Source organism: Bradyrhizobium sp. 191 (assembly GCF_023100985.1).
Taxonomy (GTDB): Bacteria; Pseudomonadota; Alphaproteobacteria; order Rhizobiales; family Xanthobacteraceae; genus Bradyrhizobium; species Bradyrhizobium diversitatis.
The window spans coordinates 1,412,805-1,433,386 of the sequence record NZ_CP064692.1; the positions used below are offsets into that span (position 1 = coordinate 1,412,805).

A 20,582-nucleotide genomic window follows, 5' to 3' on the forward strand; every position below is an offset into this window, starting at 1 on the left:
GTATGACGTTTATCAAACTTTCTCATACTGACAAGAGCAAGAGCCGGACCACTTTCGACCTCACGGCCGAACGCCGACGAGAACGGAAGCCAAATGGCTGCTCTCATGGAGGAATTCCGCGCCGGCCCTTGACCACGCCGGGGCGGGACGGAGCGCTTCTATTGGCAAGCTGATATCCACCCTGACGAGCAAGTTGACGGCTGGCAGGGGCTCACGGACATGCCCGCCGCACCATCCGATCTGAGGATGGATTGCATGTTGATGCCGCAAGTGCGGCCGCCTCCAGAACAGGTCCGTTTCAACGGTCGTGGAACCGATCGCTGTGAAGTGGATCACATGCGGCTGGACAATCCGGATGTATTCGTCGTGCCGGGTGGAGATGGCAGACGGAGATGCGCATGAAACCCCTCATGCTTTCCCTCATTGCAGCCATGCTTCTCGCCGGTGCGGCCAGCAACCTGTTCAGGTCGCATGCAGTTCTCCAGTTCGGTCAGCACGGCATGGCGTCCATTCAAGACATGCAGACAGGCCAGGCGAACAAGCTGCCCGAGCAGGAGCTGCAGGACCGCTCCGTCTTGTTTGCGAAAGAGCCGGCTCAGTAGGCTGAAGCGCCCGCGTCGGACTCCGCTTATTCGGCCGCGGCCGTTGCGGGGCGCGGTTGCCCGTCGTTCGGTCCGGTTCGCGCCTTCTGCTCGTCGAGCCAGAGGCTGTGGTGCTCGCGAGCCCAGTTGACGTCGACTTCGCCCGAGCCCATGGCCTCGAACGCGCCTTCCATGCCGATGGTGCCGATATAGATGTGCCCGATCATCGCCGCGACGAACAGGACCGCGACGATCGAGTGGACGATCTGGGCCATTTGCATGCCCTCGATCCCCGTGCCGTAGAACGGGAACATCAGCGCGTAGCCGGACGCTGCGACGAGTCCGCCGCCGATCACGACGATCCAGTAGATCATCTTCTGGCCGCCATTGAAGCGGTAGGCCGGCGGATGGTCATGTCCGATCAGGCCGCCGCCGCGCTTCGCCCATTCGATATCCACCTTGCTCGGGATATTGCCTCCGATCCACATCAGGAAGATCAGGACGACGCCGATGGTGAACGGGAAGCTCAGATAGTTGTGCGCGTATTTGGCCCATTGCGACCATTCCGAGAAAGCCTCGAAACCGATCAGCGGCAGCAGCAATGGCCGGCCGAACGTGATGTTCAACCCGGAAATGGCCAGCACGATGAAGCAGGTCGCCGTCAGCCAGTGCACGAACCGCTCGAAGGCGTTGAAGCGTACGATGGTCCGGCCGGACCGTCCGGCTTCGAGACGCACCATCCCGACGGTGAGATAGAAGATCACGATGGCCGCGGTCATGCCGAGGATCGCAATGCCACCGATCCAGGGCAGCGTCACATTGCGGAATTCCCGCCATTCCCGTCCCTGCGGCTGCTCGAGAACGCCGGAGCGCTGATCGGGAATGCTGACGCGGCCCTGAATGCGGTTGAGCTCCTGCAGAAGCTGCTGCTCCTTGACCGCGCTCGCGGTCGGGTTGACCTGCTGAGCACTCGCGGGCACCGCCGTCACCAAAAGAAGCAGCGCCCAGACGCCGAACGCCAGACGAATGAACCTTCCAAACGACGCCATCACGTCCTCCCCGGTCTTGCGCGCCCTTCGGCTGCCCACGTCAGGACTCGATTGTCTCGCGATATGCGGTCTTCCAGCCCCACGCACCCGAGCCATAGCCGCGCTTCATGACGCGCTCCTTGTAGATCTGCGCAATGATCTCGCCGTCGCCCGCAAGCAACGACTTGGTCGAGCACATTTCAGCACACAGCGGCAGCTTGCCTTCGGCCAGCCGGTTCGCACCGTATTTCTCGTATTCCTCCTTGCTGCCGTCGGCCTCCGGACCGCCGGCGCAATAGGTGCATTTGTCCATCTTGCCGCGTGAGCCGAAGTTCCCGACCTTCGGATATTGCGGCGCGCCGAACGGGCAGGCGTAGAAGCAATAGCCGCAACCGATGCAGAGGTCCTTGGAGTGCAGCACCACGGCATCGGCGGTGGTGTAGAAGCAGTTCACCGGGCAAACGGCCGCACAGGGCGCGTCCGTGCAGTGCATGCAGGCCATCGAGATCGAGCGCTCGCCCGGCTTGCCGTCGTTGATGGTGACGACACGCCGCCGGTTGATGCCCCAGGGCACCTCGTGCTCGTTCTTGCAGGCGGTGACGCAAGCGTTGCACTCGATGCAGCGATCGGCGTCGCAGAGAAATTTCATCCGAGCCATGTGCGTGCTCCTCTCAGGCTGCGACGATCTGACAAAGCGTGACTTTCGGCTCCTGCATGCCCGTCGCAGGATCGTAGCCGTAGCTCGTGATCGTGTTGGCGCTTTCGCCCAGCACGATCGGATCGGTGCCGGCGGGATAATTTTTGCGCAGGTCGTTGCCGCCGAGCCAGCCGCCGAAATGGAACGGCATCCAGGCGACGCCCTTGCCGACGCGTTCGGTCACCAGCGCCTTCATCCTGGCACGTGAATTGTTCTCGGCACCGCTCACCCAGACCCAGCCGCCGTCCTTGATGCCGCGATCGGCGGCATCAGCCGGGCTGATCTCGATGAACATGTCCTGTTGCAATTCGGCGAGCCATGGATTGGTGCGGGTTTCCTCGCCGCCGCCCTCGTATTCGACGAGGCGTCCCGAGGAAAGGATCAGCGGGAACTGCTTTGCGATCCCCTTTTCCACCGCCGCCTTCTGCACCGAGAAGCCGATATTGGGCAGGCGGAACTGCTTGGCGTCGGGCAGGGTCGGATATTTCTCGACGAGATCGACGCGCGGCGTGTAGATCGGTTCGCGATGTACCGGGATCGGGTCCGGCAGGCCGAACGCATTCATGCGCGCCTTGCCGTTGCCGAAGGGCACGCAACCGTGCTTCAGCGCGACGCGCTGGATGCCGCCGGAAAGGTCGACCGCCCAGGACACCGCATCCGGATTGGCCGGGTTGACCCTCTGGATCGTCGCCATCTCGGCCTCGGTGAGATCCTTGTCCCAGCCGAGCTTCTTCAGGCTTGCCAGCGTGAACTCGGGATAGCCGTCCTCGATCTCCGAGCCCCTGGAGAAGGATTTGTCGGCGAGCAGGCTCACCTTCCGCGTCGTGCCGTCCGGCAGCTTCTCCTCGCGTTCGATGCCGAAGCGCGGACGGAACGCGCCGCCGCCGTCCATCACGTGCAGATTGTTGTTGTAGAGCAGCGGCGAGCCGGGATGCTTCACCTCGGGCGAGCCCCAGCACGGCCAAGGCAGGCCGTAATAATCGCCGCCGACCTCCGGATCGTCCTTGGGCGCACGTAGCGTCACCAGGTCGAACTTGTGCTGGTTCTTCATGTGCGCCTTGATGCGCTCCGGCGACTGCCCGCAGTAGCCGGTCGACCAGCTTCCGCGGTTGATCTCGCGCAGCACGTCCTCGGCGACCGGAAGATTGTTCTCGACCTTGATGTTCTTGAACATCTTGTCGGCGAAGCCGAACTTCTTCGCCAGCAAATAGATGATCTCGAGGTCGTCCTTGGATTCGAAGATCGGCTTGACGATCTGCTCGCCCCACTGCATCGAGCGATTGGAGGCGACGCGCGATCCCGTGCATTCGAACTGCGTGGCCACGGGCAGGATGTAGACGCCATCCTTGCGTCCCGCCTCGACCGCCAGGGATGCCCAGGTGGTCGGGTGCGGGTCGGCGATCACCAACAGCTCCAGCGCCTTCAGGCCCTTCAGCGACTCCGGAATGCGCGTGATGCTGTTGCTGGCGTGGCCTTGCACGAATACGGCCTTGACGTTGTCCTTCTGCGCGACATCGGCCTTCGGCAACAGCGCAGCATCGAACCATCGCGTCAGTGGGATGCCTGGCGTCTCCATCAGCTTCTTCTCGTCGAAGCGGGAGACGAGATAGTCGTAGTCGACCTCCCAGACCCGAGACCAGTGCTTCCAGGCGCCCTCCGCAAGGCCGTAGTAGAACGGCAACGTCACGATATCGAGGCCGACGTCGGTCGCGCCCTGCACGTTGTCATGGCCGCGCAGGATGTTGGCGCCGGCCCCGGCTTTTCCGACGTTGCCGGTCATCAGCAGCGCGATGCAGCTCGCCCGCACGTTGGCGGTGCCGACCGTGTGCTGGGTCTGGCCCATGCACCAGATGATGGTCGCGGGCTTGACCGTCGCGAACGTCTTGGCGACGCGCTCGAGCTGCGCGGCGGGCACACCGGTGACGCGCTCGACCTCTTGCGGGTTCCACTTCTCGACCTCCTTGCGCAGGTCGTCGAAGCCGTAGACGCGCTGGGCGATGAATTCCTTGTCCTCCCAGCCGTTCTTGAGGATGTGCCACATCATGCCGTAGAGCACGGGAATGTCGGTGCCGGGACGGATCCGGACATATTCGGTGGCGTGCGCCGCGGTGCGGGTCAGGCGCGGATCGAAGACGATGAAGTTCGCCTTGTTGAGCTCCTTGGATTCCAGCAGGTGCTGCATGCTGACGGGATGTGCTTCCGCGGCGTTGCTGCCGATGAACAGCATCGTCTTGGAGTTGCGCATGTCGTTGATGCTGTTCGTCATCGCGCCGTAGCCCCAGGTGTTGGCGACGCCGGTGACGGTGGTGGAGTGGCAGATCCGCGCCTGGTGATCAGTGTTGTTGGTGCCCCAGAACGCACCGAGCTTGCGGAACAGGTAGGCTCCTTCGTTGGTCATCTTGGCCGAGCCGAGCCAGTAGACGGAATCGCTGCCCGACTTCTCGCGAACCTGGAGCAGCTTGTCGCCGATCTCGTTCACCGCAATGTCCCACGACACACGCGTCCATTGCCCGTTCACCAGCTTCATCGGATAACGCAGGCGGCGATCGCTGTGCACGAGCTCGCGCACCGAAGCGCCCTTGGCGCAATGCGAGCCGCGGTTGATCGGCGAATCCCAGCTCGGCTCCTGCCCGATCCAGACTCCGTTGAGCACTTCCGCCGTCACGGTGCAGCCGACTGCACAATGCGTGCAGATGCTCTTCTTGGCGATGGCGCCGGCCGCGAGCGGGCCGGCAGCGGCCGCTTCCGCCTTGCGCACGCTGACGACCGGCATGGCCCCGAGCGCTGCGAGAGCGCCGCCCGCCAGACCGGATTTGCGCAGGAAGGTGCGGCGATCAAGTCCCGCGGCATGGCCCGCAAGGGATTCGGCTACGGAGCCTCGGCGATCGGAACGCTGGTGTGTTCGCTTGATAAGCACGGCAGCCTCCCTCTCAGGCCGGATAACGATTGACGCGGTAGAACGTCTTCACGTGTTCGGATTCCTTGTAGCGCGCCTTGCGCTTCTCATCGTTGCTCTCGCTGTCCGCCTGCGCGGACCCGACCAGCGGTGTCGCCAGCGTCGCGCCGACACCGGCCGTGCCCAAGCCGACCCTGCGAAGGAAATCGCGGCGTCCGACCTTTGCTTTCGTCTCGTCACTCATCGCAGCTCTCCCGGACCAAGGCGCCTCGGTCAGTTGGCGAATGTGAATGCTTCCGTCTCGATTTCGATAAAGGTGCGGCCGAGCGCGCCGACCGCTCGATAGAAACGGGCGTCCCCGGCGCTCTCGATGTCGGCGAACAGCCGCCCCATCCAGGGCGACACATGTTTTTCGAAGAAGGCGCGCTGCGCCTCGGGCGAGGCATCGAAGCGGCCGTCGGCAAGGCCGGACATGATCTCGCACAGGATGGCGGCGTGATCTTCGGGTTCGGAATTGTCGGCTACCCGCGCGATACCGAGCGTCGCAAGGTCGCCGCGCAGGCGCGACAAGGGCCGTTCGTTGAGGAAGCCCGTGAGATAATAGGAGGCATAGGGCAGCAATTCGCCGCGGCCGAGCCCGACGAACAGATCGAAATACTCGCGCTCGACCTGCGCTGCGACGGCGCTCGAAGCCGCATCGGCCAGCGCCTCATGCGCGCGCCCGAGCGGCGTCGCGTCACCGCTGAGCGCGGCGAGCTGATCGAGCAGGCGTTTCGACGGCGGCGCGGACAGCAACGTTGCCAGCAGCGCATATTCCTGCGCGCGCGCAGCATCGACGGGATCGATGAGGTTCGCTGGGACGGCTTGCTCATTGTAGAGATCTGGCCGCAGATCATTCCGGGAAACGCCGGTGGCAGTCTCGACTGCAACCACCCGTTGTGCGGGCACGCGAGTCCAATTCGACACGGAGGGCTGACTGATGCCTATTTTGCGCGCAAGTTGAGCGATGCCGCCTGCGGCGTCGATCGCGCGATCAAGCCCGTCATCACGCACGTGGACCTCCCATCCAAGTCCCGTCTGCTTGATTATCGCTTTTGTTACAAAGCAGTAGACAGCGTAATCCCGGTTCCAGCGCCGGTCAATCGCCTGCCATAGCCTGTACCTATAGTCTTTGGTCGTGGTTCACCGCGGCAGTGCACCACCATGCGTGCGGGACCTCACCGGCTCCGCGGAATCCGCAGGTCTTTCGCCCACTGTCGGTTGCACTGCAGCAGGGATTGTCGGCTGCTGCGTCTCATCGGGCGGCTCAACGACATTGGAAACAAGTGCCACATCGGCTTGTTGCGAATCCGCCGGAGAATCCCCGCTTTCAATCGATGCCTCGGCAAGGGACTGGGCCGCCTCCCGCACTCCGCCGACAATGCGATCGACCAATGCGGCCAACTCCTCCGAGGAGCAATCCAGCGGGCCAAAACCCGGCATCGCAGTCGGATCGTTGAAGTCCCATGCATTCTCCGCAAGCCCCACAAAGTCGCGAATGGCGGGATCGGTCGCCCAGGCGCGGCGAAGGGCCGCACGGCTCAAGTCCCGAGGAATCCTCTTGCCGAGGAAGGCCGTGATGTCGGTCGCAGCATTGATCTCGTCGATCGACGGCAGACTCGATAGATCGAACTCAGCCTCGTCCTCCGTGACCTCGGACGGCGGCGCGGGCTGCGCCGCGGCAGGCTTCGCCGGCTCCGCTCGCGATTCGCGCTTGCGGCGGGACCAACGTGCAAGGAACTCCTCCTCACTCATTCCTGTCCGCCTTCATGCTCGCGCCGTGCCAGTGCCTCCGGGTCGGCGCGGCGCCGCTTGCGCTTGACGAATTCCCGCTCGACATGGTGCTCGGCCACGAAGCTTTCAATCGCTTCGCGCAGCACCTCCGGCATCGGCACGGCCTCGACGAGATTGTCGGCGGCTTCGGTGAAGCCTTCGCCCTCGGCGGGGTCGGCGGTCACCGCGGTGACGGCATAGGGCCAGGCGCCGTCCGAGGGCGACAGCACGATCCAGACGCTCGGACTGCCGGAGGCGAGATTGTCGCGATAGCGCGCCGTCTCGGAGGGATAGAGATCGACGGTCGCGCTTCCGGCATAAAACAGCGTCGTGCCGTCCTGCTCGCGAAGCACGGTCCACGGCGGTGTCATCACCGGCTTGTCCGGCAGGACGGCAATTCCGCGCCAGATGAAATCGACCCACGGCGAGTCAGCCGAGCGCCGCTCGACCACGACGCCGACGGCAATCGAGAGGGTGGGCAACGCCGCAGGGCTCATGTCGCCATCTCCAGGTGCTTAACCGGCAGCCCGGTCAGCAGATTCTGTGGCTTCATCCGGAGCTTCTGATCCGCCGTCATCGACAGGATCAGGTAGACCGGTTCACCCCCGACATCGTCAAGAGCGCTGCCTGAATCCGCAAACGTCAGGCGGAACAGCGCGAGGACGCGATCGGCGTCGCGCTCGCCGAGTTCTTCGCCGTGCCACAGCCGGTCGCCGAGCCTCGTGGCGTCGGCATCGAGCCCGACATACCAGGTGAGCCTTGCCTCGTGCAGCGCGCGCAGCGGCTCGATCACGACGTCGATACCGAGCAGATGGTAGACCCAGCGCGTCATCGCCTGCGCCAGGGCAACCGGCCCGCGGCCGCCGGCCGTAAGGTCAAGGGCCATGTCGAACTGGTCGCTGCGCTGCCAATAGGCCTCGGCATTTTCCTCGCCCAACACCTCGACCACGGCATCGGTGGTGGCGCCCAGCATCGACATCAGAGAGAGTACCGGGGTCGGGCTCCGGCCTCCAACGACCTCCTCGTCTCCGAGCAACAGGGCCTGCTCATGCGGCAGGATGCGCTGGGTCCGGAAGAACAATTCGGCCGCGCGCAGCACGAACGGGTCGTCGCAGCCATCGAGCGCATTCCGCAGGATGACGTGAACGAGCTGGTTGACGAACAGCGGCGGCAAATCGTTCGCGCCCGATCTCACCGATGCAAGATAGGCGGCTTCGAGCGTCGGATGCCGCAACAGAAGATCGCGGAACGCCAGCACGAACTGCCAATTCTCCCGGGCATCGGCATCGACGATCCCGGCGATTTCGCCGGCGCTGACCGCCTGGCGCGGGTCGGCGAGCAATTCGCGGTGCAGCCGGCGTTCGACCGGGCACGCGTCCTCGGGCGGCATCAGCTCGGGGCGGGCAAAATAGGCCTTCAGGAACTCGTCCGTGACACGGAGCCCGCCGCCCTCGTCGCGATCGAGCAGGTGATGACCACAGGCGATCCAGAAATCGTTCATCGGACGGTCGGCTCCCGCCCCAGATCCGCAATCCTGAGATCGCCGTCAGGCTGGTCCTCGTCCTCGATTTCCATGAACGAGAATGCCTTGCTATGCCCCTGCCCTTCCCGGAGCTGCAGCCGGCGGAACGACTCGCGGACGTCGCCGTCGCTCGAGGTGCGGTGCACTGCAATGAGCGAGCTGATCGGATGGCTGCAGAGCGACTGCGCGAACGCGACCTCCTCTTCCGCGGCCGTCTTCGCCGCCGCGATGTCCGGAGCACCGAAGCGATCGACGAGTTGCCTGGCAAGGAGATCGACCAGGCCGCGACGATCGTCTTCGGTTGCCGGAACGATTTGCGCCAGCGTCGACCAGCCCCAGGACTGCACCCCGAGGAAACCGCCGCGAAACGCCGCGCGCGCCTTGCCCTCGAGCCTGGCAGCGTCGTGATCCCAGAAGCGGAAAGCGCCTGAGACGGCCCATTCGCCCGGTTCCGCCGCCACGTCGAACACGAAGGTGTCGGAGGGATCGAGCGCGATGGTGCGCAGGAGTTTCACAGGCGCGGTCCTCCGAGGGCCGGATCGAGCCAGGACGGCGTCGCGAGCGCCTGCACGAGATCACTTCGCTGAACCCGATCCGTCCCGATGCGGCGCGTCAGGACATCGCCGCGATCGTCAATGCGCTGAACCGTCTGCCTTTCGCGCGGCATCCGAGCGAGATAGTCGCGCGCGACGCTGTCAAAGCCGTCGACCCGCCAGCCATCCAGCGCCAGCATCAGGTGCCGGGCAAAGCTCTCCGTGATCTGCGCCGCGCCGGCCTCGCCAAAACCTTCCTGGTCGAGTGCCGAGGCCAGCGGGTGGACGCCCGGATCGTCATCGTTCATGGCAACCGTCCGGATCATGGCGCCGAACACCAGCCAGGGCGGCGGCGCGTCCTCGTCAGCTCCGGTAAGCCAACCCAACCGTCCGCCGCCGACCAGGCCCCCGTCGATCCTGACCGCGTCCGGCCAATTGATCGTGATCGGCTTGCTCGGCGGCGCATAGGCACTAAGGGCATCGGTGAGAGCGACCATGCCGGCGTAAAAGGCGCGGCGCGCGCTGCGCAACGGCTCGGCCGGCTCCAGCACCACGGCGAACTCTGCGAGGTCGAAGCGCCCGACATAGACCAGCGTGCCGGCACCGGCCTCCGGTGCGATGCGGCATGCATGGGCAAAGGCATCTCCGCTCTCGCGCAATCGCACCAACGTGAACGGCGGCGGCAAGTGAATAGGTTCCGCCAGGGAAACATGGTTGACTGGGGTCGACGACAGGCCGTCCTCCGCTTTCCTTTTCTTCCCGATGGATAATGTCTATACGAGGCGAAGGGCCGGCGCGAGTCCGTCGTCGGCGTCCGAATGGCGGAGGGGTTAACCTGGAGCAGCCGTCGAAGACCGTCCTGATCTGCTCGTGCGAAGACACGATGTCCCTCGACGTGGCTGCGATCCGGCGCGGATGCCCGAACAGCGAGGTCAAGGGCTTTCGCCACCTCTGCGGCGCGGAGCTCGATCACTTCCGCAAGACCGCCGCGGCAGACGGCGTGTTGACGGTCGCCTGCACGCAGCAGGCAGCGCAGTTCTCGGACGAGGCCGGTGAACGGGCTGATGCGATCAGTTTCGTCAACATCCGCGAAACGGCCGGCTGGTCCCGCGACGGCGCGCGCGCCGGTGCGAAAATGGCCGCCCTGCTCGCGTCCGCCGCCATCCCGGCCCCGGACTATCCGCTCGTCACCCTGTCGAGCGAGGGCGTGATCCTGATCTACGGGCGCGATGAGGCCGCGATCGAGGCCGGCCGCCTGCTTGCCGATCACCTCGACGTCACGGTGATGCTGAAGCAGCTCGACGACACGGTGTTGCCAACTGCAACGGTCTTTCCGGTCGTGAAGGGCACGATCCGCTCCGCGACGGGACATTTCGGCGCGTTCGAGCTTGTGATCGACGACTATGCGCGTCCCCGTCCCTCCTCGCGCGATCGCTTCGTGCTGGACCCGCCGCGAAGCGGAGTCACCTCGCGCTGCGATGTCATCCTCGATCTTTCCGGCGATCTGCCGCTGTTTCCCGCTCACGACCTGCGCGACGGCTATCTGCGCGCCGACACGAAAGATCCCGCCGCAGTGCTCCGCGCCGTGCTGACCGCGCGCGATCTCGTCGGCAGCTTCGACAAGCCGAAATATGTCGACGTCGCGCCCGCGCTTTGCGCACATTCGCGCTCGAAGCGCACCGGCTGCCATCGCTGCCTCGATCTCTGCCCGACCGGGGCGATCACCCCCGTCGGCGATCATGTCGCAATCGATCCGAACATCTGCGCGGGCTGCGGCCAATGCGCGGCTGCCTGCCCCACCAGTGCGGTATCCTACACGCTGCCTCCAGCCGATGCGCAGCTCCAGAAAATCCGCGCCATGCTGCTCGCCTATCGCGAGGCCGGTGGCGCGAATGCGGTGCTGCTCTTTCATGACAGCCCGCACGGCACGCCCCTGATCGACGCCCTCGCGCGGCATGGCGACGGCCTGCCGGCGAACGTGCTTCCCTTTGCGGTCAACGAGCTCACACAGCTGGGGCTGGAAGCGATCGTCGGCGCCTTCGCCCATGGCGTATCGGCTGTGCGCTTCCTGCTCCGTGCCAAGCCGCGCCACGATGTGACCGGACTGTCGCAGACGATCGCGATGGCCGAAGCGATCCTCGGCGGCCTTGGATTTGCGGGCCGTCGCCTCGCCACCATCGAAACCGACGACCCCGATGCGCTGGGCGAGCATTTGACTGACATCGGCACGCTCACTGCGGTCGCGACGCCGGCGACCTTCAGGACCGTCGGCAAGCGGCGCGACCTCTTGCGGTTCGCCCTGAGCGAGCTGCATCGGCTGGCGCCGCAGCCGGTCGACGTGATCGCCTTGCCGCAGGGTGCGCCGGTCGGCGCAATCACCGTCGACACCAATGGCTGCACGCTGTGCCTCTCCTGCGTCTCGGCCTGCCCGACCGGCGCGCTGCGGGACGATCCCGAGCGGCCCGTGCTGAAATTCGTCGAGGATGCCTGCGTGCAGTGCGGCCTGTGCGAGAGCACCTGTCCGGAAAAAGTCATCAGCCTCAAGCCGCAGATCGATTTCCGCGCGGCGCGCGCTCCCGCGGCGATCATCAAGGAAGAGGAGCCCGCACTCTGCGTCCGCTGCGGCACGCCCTTCGGCGTCAAGAGCACGATCGACCGCATCGCTGCCAAGCTCGAGGGCCGGCACTGGATGTACCCGGCCGGCGACCGGCGGATCGAGGCGCTCAGGATGTGCGCGGACTGCCGCGTCATCGTCATGAGCGAACAGCAATTCGATCCGTTCAAGGGCGTTCCGGAACGAACGCCGCCGCGGACGACGGATGACTATCTGCGCCAGCGCGAGGGCAAGGACTAGCGCATGTACTCATAGATGTCGGCTCACCAACGGATTCCGTTGAAAAAGGCCGGCAGTATTTCGTTGTAATGGCTCCGTCGCGATGTGGCCGAACCGCTCTACCGGCCTCTATGCGAGCCTCGGGGTGGGTATCGGGATCAGCTTGGCCATCTTTCGAAGGTTCTGAGCGGTGGCTGCGAGGATGAACTCGTCGCGCGCGCCGTTTGGGCCTCGTAGACGTAAACGGTCGAGCTTGAGAATGCGCTTGAGGTGCGCGAACAGCATCTCGATCTTTTTGCGGAGCCGGCGCGAAGTGCGGCCCTCCAATGATCTTGCGATCTGGCGCGCCATGTCGCGAGCGCCCTCGTAGATCGAGCGCGGCACCCTCCGTGAAGGCTGCTTAGGGCAACACCGGGACTTCAATGCGCAGCGATCACAATCATGCTTGCTGGCGAGGTAAAGCATGGTGGCGCCATCATTCACCAGCGTTCCAGTCGTGGTAAGAACTTTACCGCTGGGACAACGGTAGAGGTCCCCGGCATGGTCATAGGTGAAGTCATCGCGCGAGAATATCCCGTCTGTGCGGGCGGACTTGTCGAAGACTGTAACATGCGGCTCGATGCCGTGCTCATAGACCAGCCAGGCAAGCATCTCGGCCGAGCCGTAGCCGCTGTCACCGAGGAGCCGGTTCGGATAGAGATCGAACCGTTTGAGCGAGCGCTCAATCATGCGTTTGGCGGCCAACACCTCCGCCTGCCGGATTGCCGTCGTCGCCTCGACATCGACGATGATCGCGTTCTCGACGTCGATCAGGTAGTTCGTCGAGTAGGCGAAGAAGGCTTGGCCACCATGCGCCCCCGTCCAGCGTGCCGCCGGGTCGGAGGGCGACACGAACTTCGGCGTGACCTCGGTCGCAGCTCCGAAAGCGGCATCATCGAGGACAGCCAGATACTCATCGATCGCTCGGCCGGCAGCCTCCGGCGGAAGTCCCCTGTCGCCTTCGATCCCCTTCTGCCGATTGGCATCGGCCTTGATTAGGCTCGCGTCGACGGCAAATCCTTCGCCGCCGACCAGTCGTTCCTTGATGCAGCGGCCCAACACGCTCTCGAACACGCGACGGAAGAGATCGCTCTGCCGGAAGCGGCCATGCCTATTCTTGGAGAAGGTCGAATGATCCGGCACCGCCCCATCCAGACCGAGCCGGCAGAACCATCGGTAGGCCAAATTGAGGTGAACCTCATCGCACAGGCGCCGCTCCGACCGGATGCCGAAGCAGTAGCCGATCAGGAGCATCCGGATCATCAGCTCGGGATCGATCGAAGGTCGACCGATACTGCTGTAGAAGGGCGCCAGGTCCTGCCTAATCTGTTCAAGGTCGACAAATCTATCGATCGACCGGAGCAAGTGGTCGGCGGGGATGTGCCTTTCGAGTGAGAACTCATAGAACAACGCAGCCTGTTCGACTTGCCGATGCCCCATCATGATCTTCAGTCCTGCCAATTAGACAGACTGAATCACTGATACCTCTGCGTCGCAACCGCTGCCTTTTTCAACAGAATCGGCCCATCTGCGACCTCGGAGGCCATCCGCTCTTCGGCCGATGCTGGCCGTAAACCGGACGTCAGGCCGACAGCCGACTAATGAGTACATGCCCTAGACGAAGCGAATATCTTCCAAGGGCAGAAGGGGCAACTATCGCGATGTTGCGCGGCCCAAGAAGTCGGTCAACGCGCGTCGGTCCTCGGCCGAGCCGATGCGCTGCTCCGGCATCTTGGTTCCGGGGGTGTAGGCATTCGGCCCGATTTCGAACAGTCTTGCGACCGTTTCCGGCGTCCAGACGATGTCCATCGTCTTCAACGCATCGGAGAAGCGATATCCCGGTAGCGAAGCGATCCTGCGGCCGTAGAGTCCCGCAAGTGTCGGACCCGCACGCTGCACCTCCTTGTCCGACAGCGTGTGACAGGCAACACACGCCCGAAAGACATCGGCGCCATGATCGCCGGCATAGGCGGCGAGCGGATCGGCGGGTGTGCCGATCAGACCTAAGCCGATGGGATCGCCGGTGCGCGCATTCCAGCGCCTGATCCTGCCGTCCGCACCACCCGTCATCAATGTCTCGCGATCCGAAAGGAAGACGACCGACCACACCGGCGGCCCCGGCCCGACCAGCGTGCGCAGCAGGTTGCGCGACTTGCGATCGATGATCGCCACTGTGCCGCCGATGCCGGCCGCAGCGATCAACGCGCCGTCCCCCGACATCGTCAAGGCCACCACCGGTGTCGGGCTGGCCGCGACCTCACCGCTGACCTTGCCGTCCTTGGTCAGCATGCGCAGCCTGCCATCGACCGCGCCTGTGACGATTTCACCATCCGGCGCCACCGCCACGGCGTTCAGCGGCGCCGGCAAAGTCACGATTTCAGGCTGGCCATCCGGCAAACGCCAGATGCGCAGCGCAAGATCGTAGCCAACGCTGACAAGCCCGCCGTCCGGCGCGAAAGCGACGCCGTTGACGTTCTGCGTATGCCCCTCGAGCACGCGCGACGTGCCGTCCGACAGCGACCAGAGCCGCACCGTCCGGTCCCATGACGCCGATGCGAGCAGCGCCCCGTCGGGCGACACAGCAAGCGCCGCGATCGGAGCGATATGTCCCTCCAGCACCCGGTCCGGCTCCACCCGGCCCGCCGTCCATACCGCAATGCGTGCGTCGGCGCCGGCCGTGATCAGGCGGCGGTCCTTCAGAAAGGCAACGGCATTGACGCCACCGGCATGATACCGCAGCACTTGCTCTGCAGTATCCGTCTTGAGCGACCAGCGAATGACTGCCGTGTCGAAGCTGCCGGAGAGAAGGTCCTCCCCATCCGGGGAAACGGCAAGAGCCCGAATTGGGCCACCGTGTCCGACCATGTCGGCGTGCACGGATGATCCGGCAAAGATGGCCCACAACGCTACGGCCACCTTCGCGCACAAAGGTGATCTGTTCATTTCCGGCCGGCCCTGCTTGACGTTCGCATTCTCAAGACTGCCAGAACAGGCGGCCGAAATGAACATCCCGGACCGGTCTACTTGGCCGGTTCCGTGGTGGTCTTGGAGGATCCCGCCGGCGCGGCCTGCATTCCAGGCGGACTCTGGCCTTGGGGACTTTCCGCCGGCGCACCACCCGAACCTGTATTGATTGGGCCCGTCCAACCTTGCGGCTGTGCCTGGCCCTTGTCTTCGGGTGGAGTTTGCCTCGCCGGTGAGTTGGTTTGCGCAGGCTGGGCCATGGCGCTTTCAACAAGGCAAAGTGCTGCGAAGCACAAAATCGCTCTCGATAATGTCACGCAGGGTCCTCCGATACGCTCACCAGGCTTGCAAGAAACTTGCAAGGCCTGCTTCCGTTCCGAACCGTGCACCGCAACAGCCCACCTCGTACGTCCGCCGCTTGAATGCCGACAGGCCGAACACTAGACTCTGCCTGCTCACGTCAAGGAAGACCGCATGCAGGGGCGAACGGGGCCAATTCTGCGGATGATTGCGCGGCTACGCGTTCTTGGCGGCATTGATGGCCTGCAAGATCCCGCCGCGCGAGAAGCCTCCCGTTTCCTCCTCCTCGTTGCCGTCGTGCTCGCGCTGCTGCTCGCAATCCTGGAAGTCGATTCGAACAGCGCCGGGCTTCAGTCCCTTGGCTTGATGGGCAGTGCGTTTTCCGCCGATCCCGTGTTCAAGAGCCCATAGGATCGCGGATGCCTTGCCACGGATGCCTTGCCACGGATGCCTTGGCGCGATCGACGCGCTTGCTCGCGATATGTAGCGTCGTATAGATGGCTTGATGTTCCAAATCGGGGAGGCTGAGGATGAAGGCTTTTTTACTTGGCTGCGTCGCGGCTCTGGTCATCGCGATTGCGGGAATGGAGATCCTGAATCGAGTCCAGGAGCCCGTCGCTCAGGCGTTTGCTACGTCCGCGGTACGACTCTGAGATGCGCTCAGTCGCGCTTGAGCCCGATCGACTTGACGATGGGAGCCAGGCGGACGAGCTCGTCCTCGACGAGGCGCTGGAATTTGTCGGGGCCCGAATCGATGTCCGGCTCCAGACCCTGCGAACGATAGCTTTCCTGCAATTGAGGATCAGCCATTGCCGTGCGGGTCGCCGCGGCGATCCGCGCCACGATCACATCCGGGGTTGCTTTCGGAGCAAACAGGCCAAACCAGCCGGCATATCTGAGGCCGGGCATGCCGGATTCGATCACAGTCGGAACTTCCGGCGCACCGCTCAGCCGCCGGTCGCTCGTCACGGCGATCAGCCGCAGCTTGCCCGCAAAGTGCAATTGCAGGTTCTGGCTCGAGACCACCGCAATGACCGAGTTGATCTGGCCACTGACGAGGTCGTTGGTGGCGGCCGCCATGCCCCGGTAAGGGACGTGGATCAAATCCGCCGCAAGACCCGATTGCTGCCTGAACATCTCTCCGACGAGATGATTGCCAGTGCCGACCCCCGGAGTGCCATAGGAAAGCCCGCCCGGATTCGCCTTGGCGAACGCTGCCAGCTCCCGCAGGTCCTTCACCGGCAGGGACGGATGAACCGCGAATGCGAGCGTGCTGGTAATCAGCCGATAGATGGCACGGAAATCGCGAATCGTGTCGTAGGCAGGCTGCGCCGAGGACAACGGAATCGTCACCTTCGTGCTGCCATTGCCGAGCAGAAGCGAGTAGCCGTCGGGAGCGCTCTGCGCCACCGCGGCGGAGCCGATCGCACCGCCGGCGCCCCCGATATTCTCGACATGGACCGGGCCGAGCAGCGGCGCGACCTTGTCGGCCCAGGGACGGCCGATCAGATCACCCGCGGCGCCAGCCGTATAGGGAATGATCAGCTTGATGGAGCGGGAGGGATAGTCGTCGGCGGTCGCACCGCCGGGCCAGGCAGCCAGCGCCGTGAGACGCGCCGCCGCATCGAGCAATTCTCGCCGTGAGAGAAGGGACATCGTCTGCGTATTCGGGACCGAGCTCGCTATCTTGCACGAATGAGAGGTCCCGAAAATCCACGCGGAGAGATCGCTGCCCTGCACAATGCGGGCAGCAGTGGCCGCGCCGGCCCTGCGATCACACGGTCAATCATGACACGGGTGACAGATTTGCGTTTCAGCGCTCGCGCCTTCAGAATTGCACACCGCGCGTCAGGGCACCGTCGACGACGAGGTTCGTTCCTGTGATGAAGCTGGCGGCGCCACTTGCGAGAAATACGACCGCGTTTGCCATCTCCTGCGGCGTCCCCATCCGGCCGGTGGGATTGAGCGCAAGCGCCGCCTTGTAGAGCTCGGGGTTGTTGTCCTTGATGGTGTTCCAGACACCGCCTTCGAAATAGGTGTTGCCCGGCGAAACCGTGTTGGCGCGGATGCCCTTGTGTGCGAGCTGATTGGCGAGACCCTGCGTGTAGTGGATGATGGCGGCTTTGAACGTGCCGTAGGGACCGGCCGCGAAATCGACCTCGCGCCCGGAGACGCTGGAGATGGCGACGATCGCACCGGCACGGCTCTTCTCCAGATAAGGCATGGCCGCGTTCACCAGCCGGACCGTGCCCATCATGTCGGTCGAGAATTCCTTGGCCCAGCTTTCATCGTCCTGCCCGATGGCGAGCGCGCTCACATTGGCCACGACGACGTCAATTCCGTCCAGCTTGGTCGCCATGTCGACCACCCAGGTCTTCAGCGCTGCACCATCGGAAACGTCGACCGCAGCGCCGAAGGCCGCGACGCCTTTGCTCTTGAGCGTTGCAACGGTGCTGTCGACGTCCGCCTGATTGCGCGCACAGATGCCGAGACTTGCGCCCTCGGCGGCAAAGGTCTCCGCGATCGCACGGCCAATCCCCTTGGTGCTGCCGGTGACGAGAACCTTGGCGCCCGCAAGTCCTAGATCCATGATCGGCTCCTTCTTCCCAGTAGATTCACACGTTCAATGGTTAGTTACCGTTGCCCTGACCAACCCTCGATAGCTGTGAGGCATCCGCATCGAAACGAGGTCCTTTCGTCGCACCACGTTGGTCGGATAGACGCTGTCGAGATTGGTGGTGTCGACCAGAGCAATAGCAAGGTTCGTGCCGTCCGCTGCAATCGCTTCGCGGCGCGGGAATTCGAACGTATCGGGGCCGAACACGCCGCTCAGGCCGGGATAGCCGTGTTCGGGATCGAAGACATTGGCAAACGCCAGGAACACGTTGTTCTCGCCGGCGCGGACCCGGAAGTGGTGCCAATGATGCGGATCGGCGCCGGTCGGGATCGGGGCCGGTTGCGCAACGGATGTCCCCGGATGCGGCGAACCGAAGGGACCCTTGACCGCCGCGCAGCACGCGATGATGTCGCAGCCGCGAAGTGCGAGCACCCTCCCCGCTTCCGGAAACGCCGCATCGTGGCCGATCAAGAGGCCTACTCGCCCGATCGGCGTGTCGACCACGGCCCAGTCGTCGCCCGCCGCAGCCCAGCTCCGCTCCTCTTCCGTCAAATGCGTCTTGCGATAGAGCGTAATCTCTCCATCCGGCGCGATCAGGCAGGCGCTGTTATAGACGGCCTCGCCCGCGCGCTCGGCCATCCCACAGACGATGTGGATCTGGAGCTGCGCAGCGAGCGCGTGCAGGCTCTCCGTGGCCGGGCCCGGTATCGGCTGCGCCGATCTCACGGGATCTGCGAGGCCGGTGACCGCGAGTTCCGGGAATACGACGAGCGCCGCGCCGTCCGCCTTGGCCTGCCGCGCAAGATTCGCGATCGCCTCGAGATTTCGCGCACCATCGGCACTGGGTGCGAATTGGGCCGCGGCAATGCGCGAGCGCACGCCTTCAGGCCAGGGCTCGTGGCCGTAAAGGCCGAAGAAATCGCGCGGATTCCAGCTGAAGGTGTCGGTGAGCAGTTCCGGATAGAGCTCGGGCCGGCGTTGACGGAAGACAGGCTCGCCCAGCACGCGGCGCGCACGCGCGATATCGAGATCGATCTCGGCCAGTGCGACCCCGTCGCCCTTGTCGAGGACCGTGATCACCTGGCCATCCGGCGCGATCACGCAGCTCCCGCCGCTGAACTGGACGGTGCGCTCGAGACCCCAGCGGTTGCTCTCGATCACGTAGCAGCCGTTCTCGAACGCGCGGCTGATCCAGTAAGGCGCCGGCGTTCGCTCCGCGAGCCAGTTGGAGATATGGCAGATGACGTCCGCGCCCCCCAGCGCCATCAGCCGCGCGGTCTCCACAAAATGGATGTCCATGCATATGAGGAGCGCGATCCGTCCGATCGGCGTGTCGAAGACCTGATTGTGCAGGTCGCCCGCCGCCGCCCATTTCGGTTCGGAGATATAGGGATGCGTCTTGCGATGGCGGCCGACGATGCCATCGGGCCCGACGAGCACGGCCGAGTTGAAATAGATGTCGTCCTCGTCGACTTCAGGCATGCCGACCACGATGTAGCAGTCATGCTTGCGTGCCAGCGCCGCAAACCGGTCGGTGGTCGGCCCCGGAATCCGCTCGACAAAGGGCCGAACCTCGGCACGGTCGAACCAGCAATAGCCCGTGGTTCCCATTTCCGGCGTGACGATGAGCTTCGCGCCGGCCGCCGCCGCCTGCTCACAGAGCTCGAGCAGGCGCGCGATGTTGCGCTCCTTCTCGAACATGATCGGCTCGAACTGGACGGTGGCGACCTTGTGCACGGTGGACATGAGCTGGCTGGCCTCAACCGAGATAGGACTTCTTGATGGAAGCGCCGAGCGTATATTTCGGATCGACCATGTTGCCGAGACGCACCCGGCCGGCTTGGGTCAGCAGCATGTAGGCATCGATCTCGTCGAAACCGTAGTCCGCCGCCATCCAGCGGCAGAGCTCACGATAGGCGATGCGGGCTGCATCTTCCATCGGACGGGCCGAGCCGATGGTCATGATGAAGTCCTTGGTCTCCAGCCGCGGCCAGGCGATGGTCCAGCCCTTGATCAGGTCGACCTGCACCGTGGTCACGGTCGGATGCTCGATGGCGACGCCGCAGAGCTCGCCGTCGCCCTGCGCCGCATGGCAGTCGCCGAGATAGAGCAGCGCGCCCTTTGTGTTGACGGGCAGGTAGATGATGGCGCCGACGCCGACGTCGGGCAGATCCATGTTGCCGCCATAGTAATCCGGGACCAGCGACGAGATCGCCTCGATCTCCGGCGAGGTGCCGATGGTGCCGATGAACGGCTCATAGGGCAGCGTGATCTTGTCGTTCCATTTGGTGCCGGTCTTGGCGTCGATCTCCAGCTTCTTGACGCGCTCGGGCAGCGCCGGATTGAGCAGCGCCGTGTTGCCCGTACTGACCAGCCCACCGAATTCCGGCATGATCACCGTGGTGCCACGCGGCTGCGGCCCGCGCGGCACGATGCTCTCGATATAGACCGCGAGCGTATCGCCCTTCTCGGCGCCGTTGACGTGGATCGGCCCGTTCTGCGGATTGAGGAACGGGAAGTTGAGGATCTTCGACGGGCTGTCGGTCTCGTTCTTGATGGCGCCCTCGAACGCGTCATGGGTCTCCGCTGAGACGACGGCGCCGGGATCGACCGTCAGCACCGGCTTCACATAGGGGCCGTAGACATAGTGGTACTTGCCCTGCTCGCTTTCCGTGATCGTGTAGCCGGTGCCGCGCTCGCCCTTGGCGACGCCCTTGCGGGCCATGATGGAGTCTTTCTGCCAGGACATTTGCTTTTCTC

General features: G+C 64.3%; 19 protein-coding genes. 3 read left to right on the forward strand and 16 right to left on the reverse strand.

Features of this window, described 5'->3' with window-relative positions; translation table 11 throughout:
• The first annotated feature begins 398 nt into the window (after positions 1-398).
• A complete protein-coding gene (locus IVB23_RS06575) occupies positions 399-602 on the forward strand; it encodes a hypothetical protein (RefSeq protein WP_245312161.1) in 204 nt (67 codons plus the stop codon).
• A gap of 26 nt (positions 603-628) precedes the next feature.
• On the opposite strand, the gene IVB23_RS06580 is transcribed toward IVB23_RS06575, so the two are convergent.
• From IVB23_RS06580 to IVB23_RS06625, 10 genes are all read right to left on the reverse strand, one after another.
• Positions 629-1,630 carry a formate dehydrogenase subunit gamma gene (locus tag IVB23_RS06580; RefSeq protein WP_247802997.1) on the reverse strand — a complete coding sequence of 334 codons (1,002 nt, stop codon included), beginning with the start codon at positions 1,628-1,630 and terminating at the stop codon, positions 629-631.
• A gap of 40 nt (positions 1,631-1,670) precedes the next feature.
• Positions 1,671-2,267, reverse strand: coding sequence for a formate dehydrogenase FDH3 subunit beta (gene fdh3B / locus IVB23_RS06585; protein ID WP_027571966.1), 597 nt, complete (start codon positions 2,265-2,267; stop codon positions 1,671-1,673).
• Between the two features lie 13 nt (positions 2,268-2,280).
• Positions 2,281-5,223, reverse strand: coding sequence for a formate dehydrogenase subunit alpha (locus tag IVB23_RS06590; RefSeq protein WP_197965454.1), 2,943 nt, complete (start codon positions 5,221-5,223; stop codon positions 2,281-2,283).
• A 13-nt stretch (positions 5,224-5,236) separates the two neighbouring features.
• Complete coding sequence (locus IVB23_RS06595; protein ID WP_061882044.1) at positions 5,237-5,446, reverse strand: twin-arginine translocation signal domain-containing protein; 210 nt, start codon at positions 5,444-5,446, stop codon at positions 5,237-5,239.
• A 29-nt stretch (positions 5,447-5,475) separates the two neighbouring features.
• A complete protein-coding gene (locus IVB23_RS06600) occupies positions 5,476-6,255 on the reverse strand; it encodes a molecular chaperone TorD family protein (protein WP_061882043.1) in 780 nt (259 codons plus the stop codon).
• Between the two features lie 129 nt (positions 6,256-6,384).
• The gene (locus IVB23_RS06605) at positions 6,385-6,996 is read right to left on the reverse strand and encodes a DUF3306 domain-containing protein (protein WP_247802998.1); all 612 of its coding nucleotides are present in this window, start codon (positions 6,994-6,996) and stop codon (positions 6,385-6,387) included.
• Positions 6,993-7,511: a DUF3305 domain-containing protein gene (locus tag IVB23_RS06610; RefSeq protein ID WP_061882041.1), complete on the reverse strand. Its 519-nt coding sequence runs from the start codon at positions 7,509-7,511 to the stop codon at positions 6,993-6,995. Before IVB23_RS06610 ends, IVB23_RS06605 begins: the two co-directional genes overlap by 4 nt.
• Entirely contained in the window at positions 7,508-8,515 is a 1,008-nt protein-coding gene (locus IVB23_RS06615) for a DUF6352 family protein (RefSeq protein ID WP_247802999.1), read from the reverse strand. The genes IVB23_RS06610 and IVB23_RS06615 overlap by 4 nt, the downstream gene beginning before the upstream one ends.
• Positions 8,512-9,051: a DUF6505 family protein gene (locus IVB23_RS06620; RefSeq protein WP_247803000.1), complete on the reverse strand. Its 540-nt coding sequence runs from the start codon at positions 9,049-9,051 to the stop codon at positions 8,512-8,514. Before IVB23_RS06620 ends, IVB23_RS06615 begins: the two co-directional genes overlap by 4 nt.
• Positions 9,048-9,755, reverse strand: a complete 708-nt coding sequence (locus IVB23_RS06625; protein WP_247803001.1) for a biotin/lipoate--protein ligase family protein — start codon at positions 9,753-9,755, stop codon at positions 9,048-9,050. The genes IVB23_RS06620 and IVB23_RS06625 overlap by 4 nt, the downstream gene beginning before the upstream one ends.
• 197 nt (positions 9,756-9,952) lie before the next feature.
• On the opposite strand from IVB23_RS06625, the gene IVB23_RS06630 reads away from it, so the two are divergent.
• Positions 9,953-11,923 (forward strand): 4Fe-4S binding protein, encoded by a 1,971-nt coding sequence (locus IVB23_RS06630; RefSeq protein WP_247803002.1) that lies wholly within the window; start codon positions 9,953-9,955, stop codon positions 11,921-11,923.
• Positions 11,924-12,031: 108 nt separating this feature from the next.
• On the opposite strand, the gene IVB23_RS06635 is transcribed toward IVB23_RS06630, so the two are convergent.
• Positions 12,032-13,384 (reverse strand): transposase, encoded by a 1,353-nt coding sequence (locus IVB23_RS06635; protein WP_247800268.1) that lies wholly within the window; start codon positions 13,382-13,384, stop codon positions 12,032-12,034.
• Between the two features lie 210 nt (positions 13,385-13,594).
• Positions 13,595-14,950, reverse strand: a complete 1,356-nt coding sequence (locus IVB23_RS06640; RefSeq protein WP_247803003.1) for a c-type cytochrome — start codon at positions 14,948-14,950, stop codon at positions 13,595-13,597.
• A 429-nt stretch (positions 14,951-15,379) separates the two neighbouring features.
• On the opposite strand from IVB23_RS06640, the gene IVB23_RS06645 reads away from it, so the two are divergent.
• Complete coding sequence (locus tag IVB23_RS06645; RefSeq protein ID WP_247803004.1) at positions 15,380-15,616, forward strand: hypothetical protein; 237 nt, start codon at positions 15,380-15,382, stop codon at positions 15,614-15,616.
• A 249-nt stretch (positions 15,617-15,865) separates the two neighbouring features.
• Here IVB23_RS06645 and IVB23_RS06650 read toward each other — a convergent pair whose 3' ends face one another.
• From IVB23_RS06650 to IVB23_RS06665, 4 genes are all read right to left on the reverse strand, one after another.
• On the reverse strand, positions 15,866-16,861 hold the full coding sequence (locus tag IVB23_RS06650; protein WP_247803005.1) for a tripartite tricarboxylate transporter substrate binding protein: 996 nt from the start codon (positions 16,859-16,861) through the stop codon (positions 15,866-15,868).
• A gap of 172 nt (positions 16,862-17,033) precedes the next feature.
• On the reverse strand, positions 17,034-17,795 hold the full coding sequence (locus IVB23_RS06655) for an SDR family NAD(P)-dependent oxidoreductase (RefSeq protein WP_247803006.1): 762 nt from the start codon (positions 17,793-17,795) through the stop codon (positions 17,034-17,036).
• Between the two features lie 33 nt (positions 17,796-17,828).
• Positions 17,829-19,568, reverse strand: coding sequence for a nitrilase-related carbon-nitrogen hydrolase (locus tag IVB23_RS06660; protein WP_247803007.1), 1,740 nt, complete (start codon positions 19,566-19,568; stop codon positions 17,829-17,831).
• A 13-nt stretch (positions 19,569-19,581) separates the two neighbouring features.
• Entirely contained in the window at positions 19,582-20,571 is a 990-nt protein-coding gene (locus tag IVB23_RS06665; RefSeq protein ID WP_061883161.1) for an acetamidase/formamidase family protein, read from the reverse strand.
• Between the last annotated feature and the right edge of the window lie 11 nt (positions 20,572-20,582).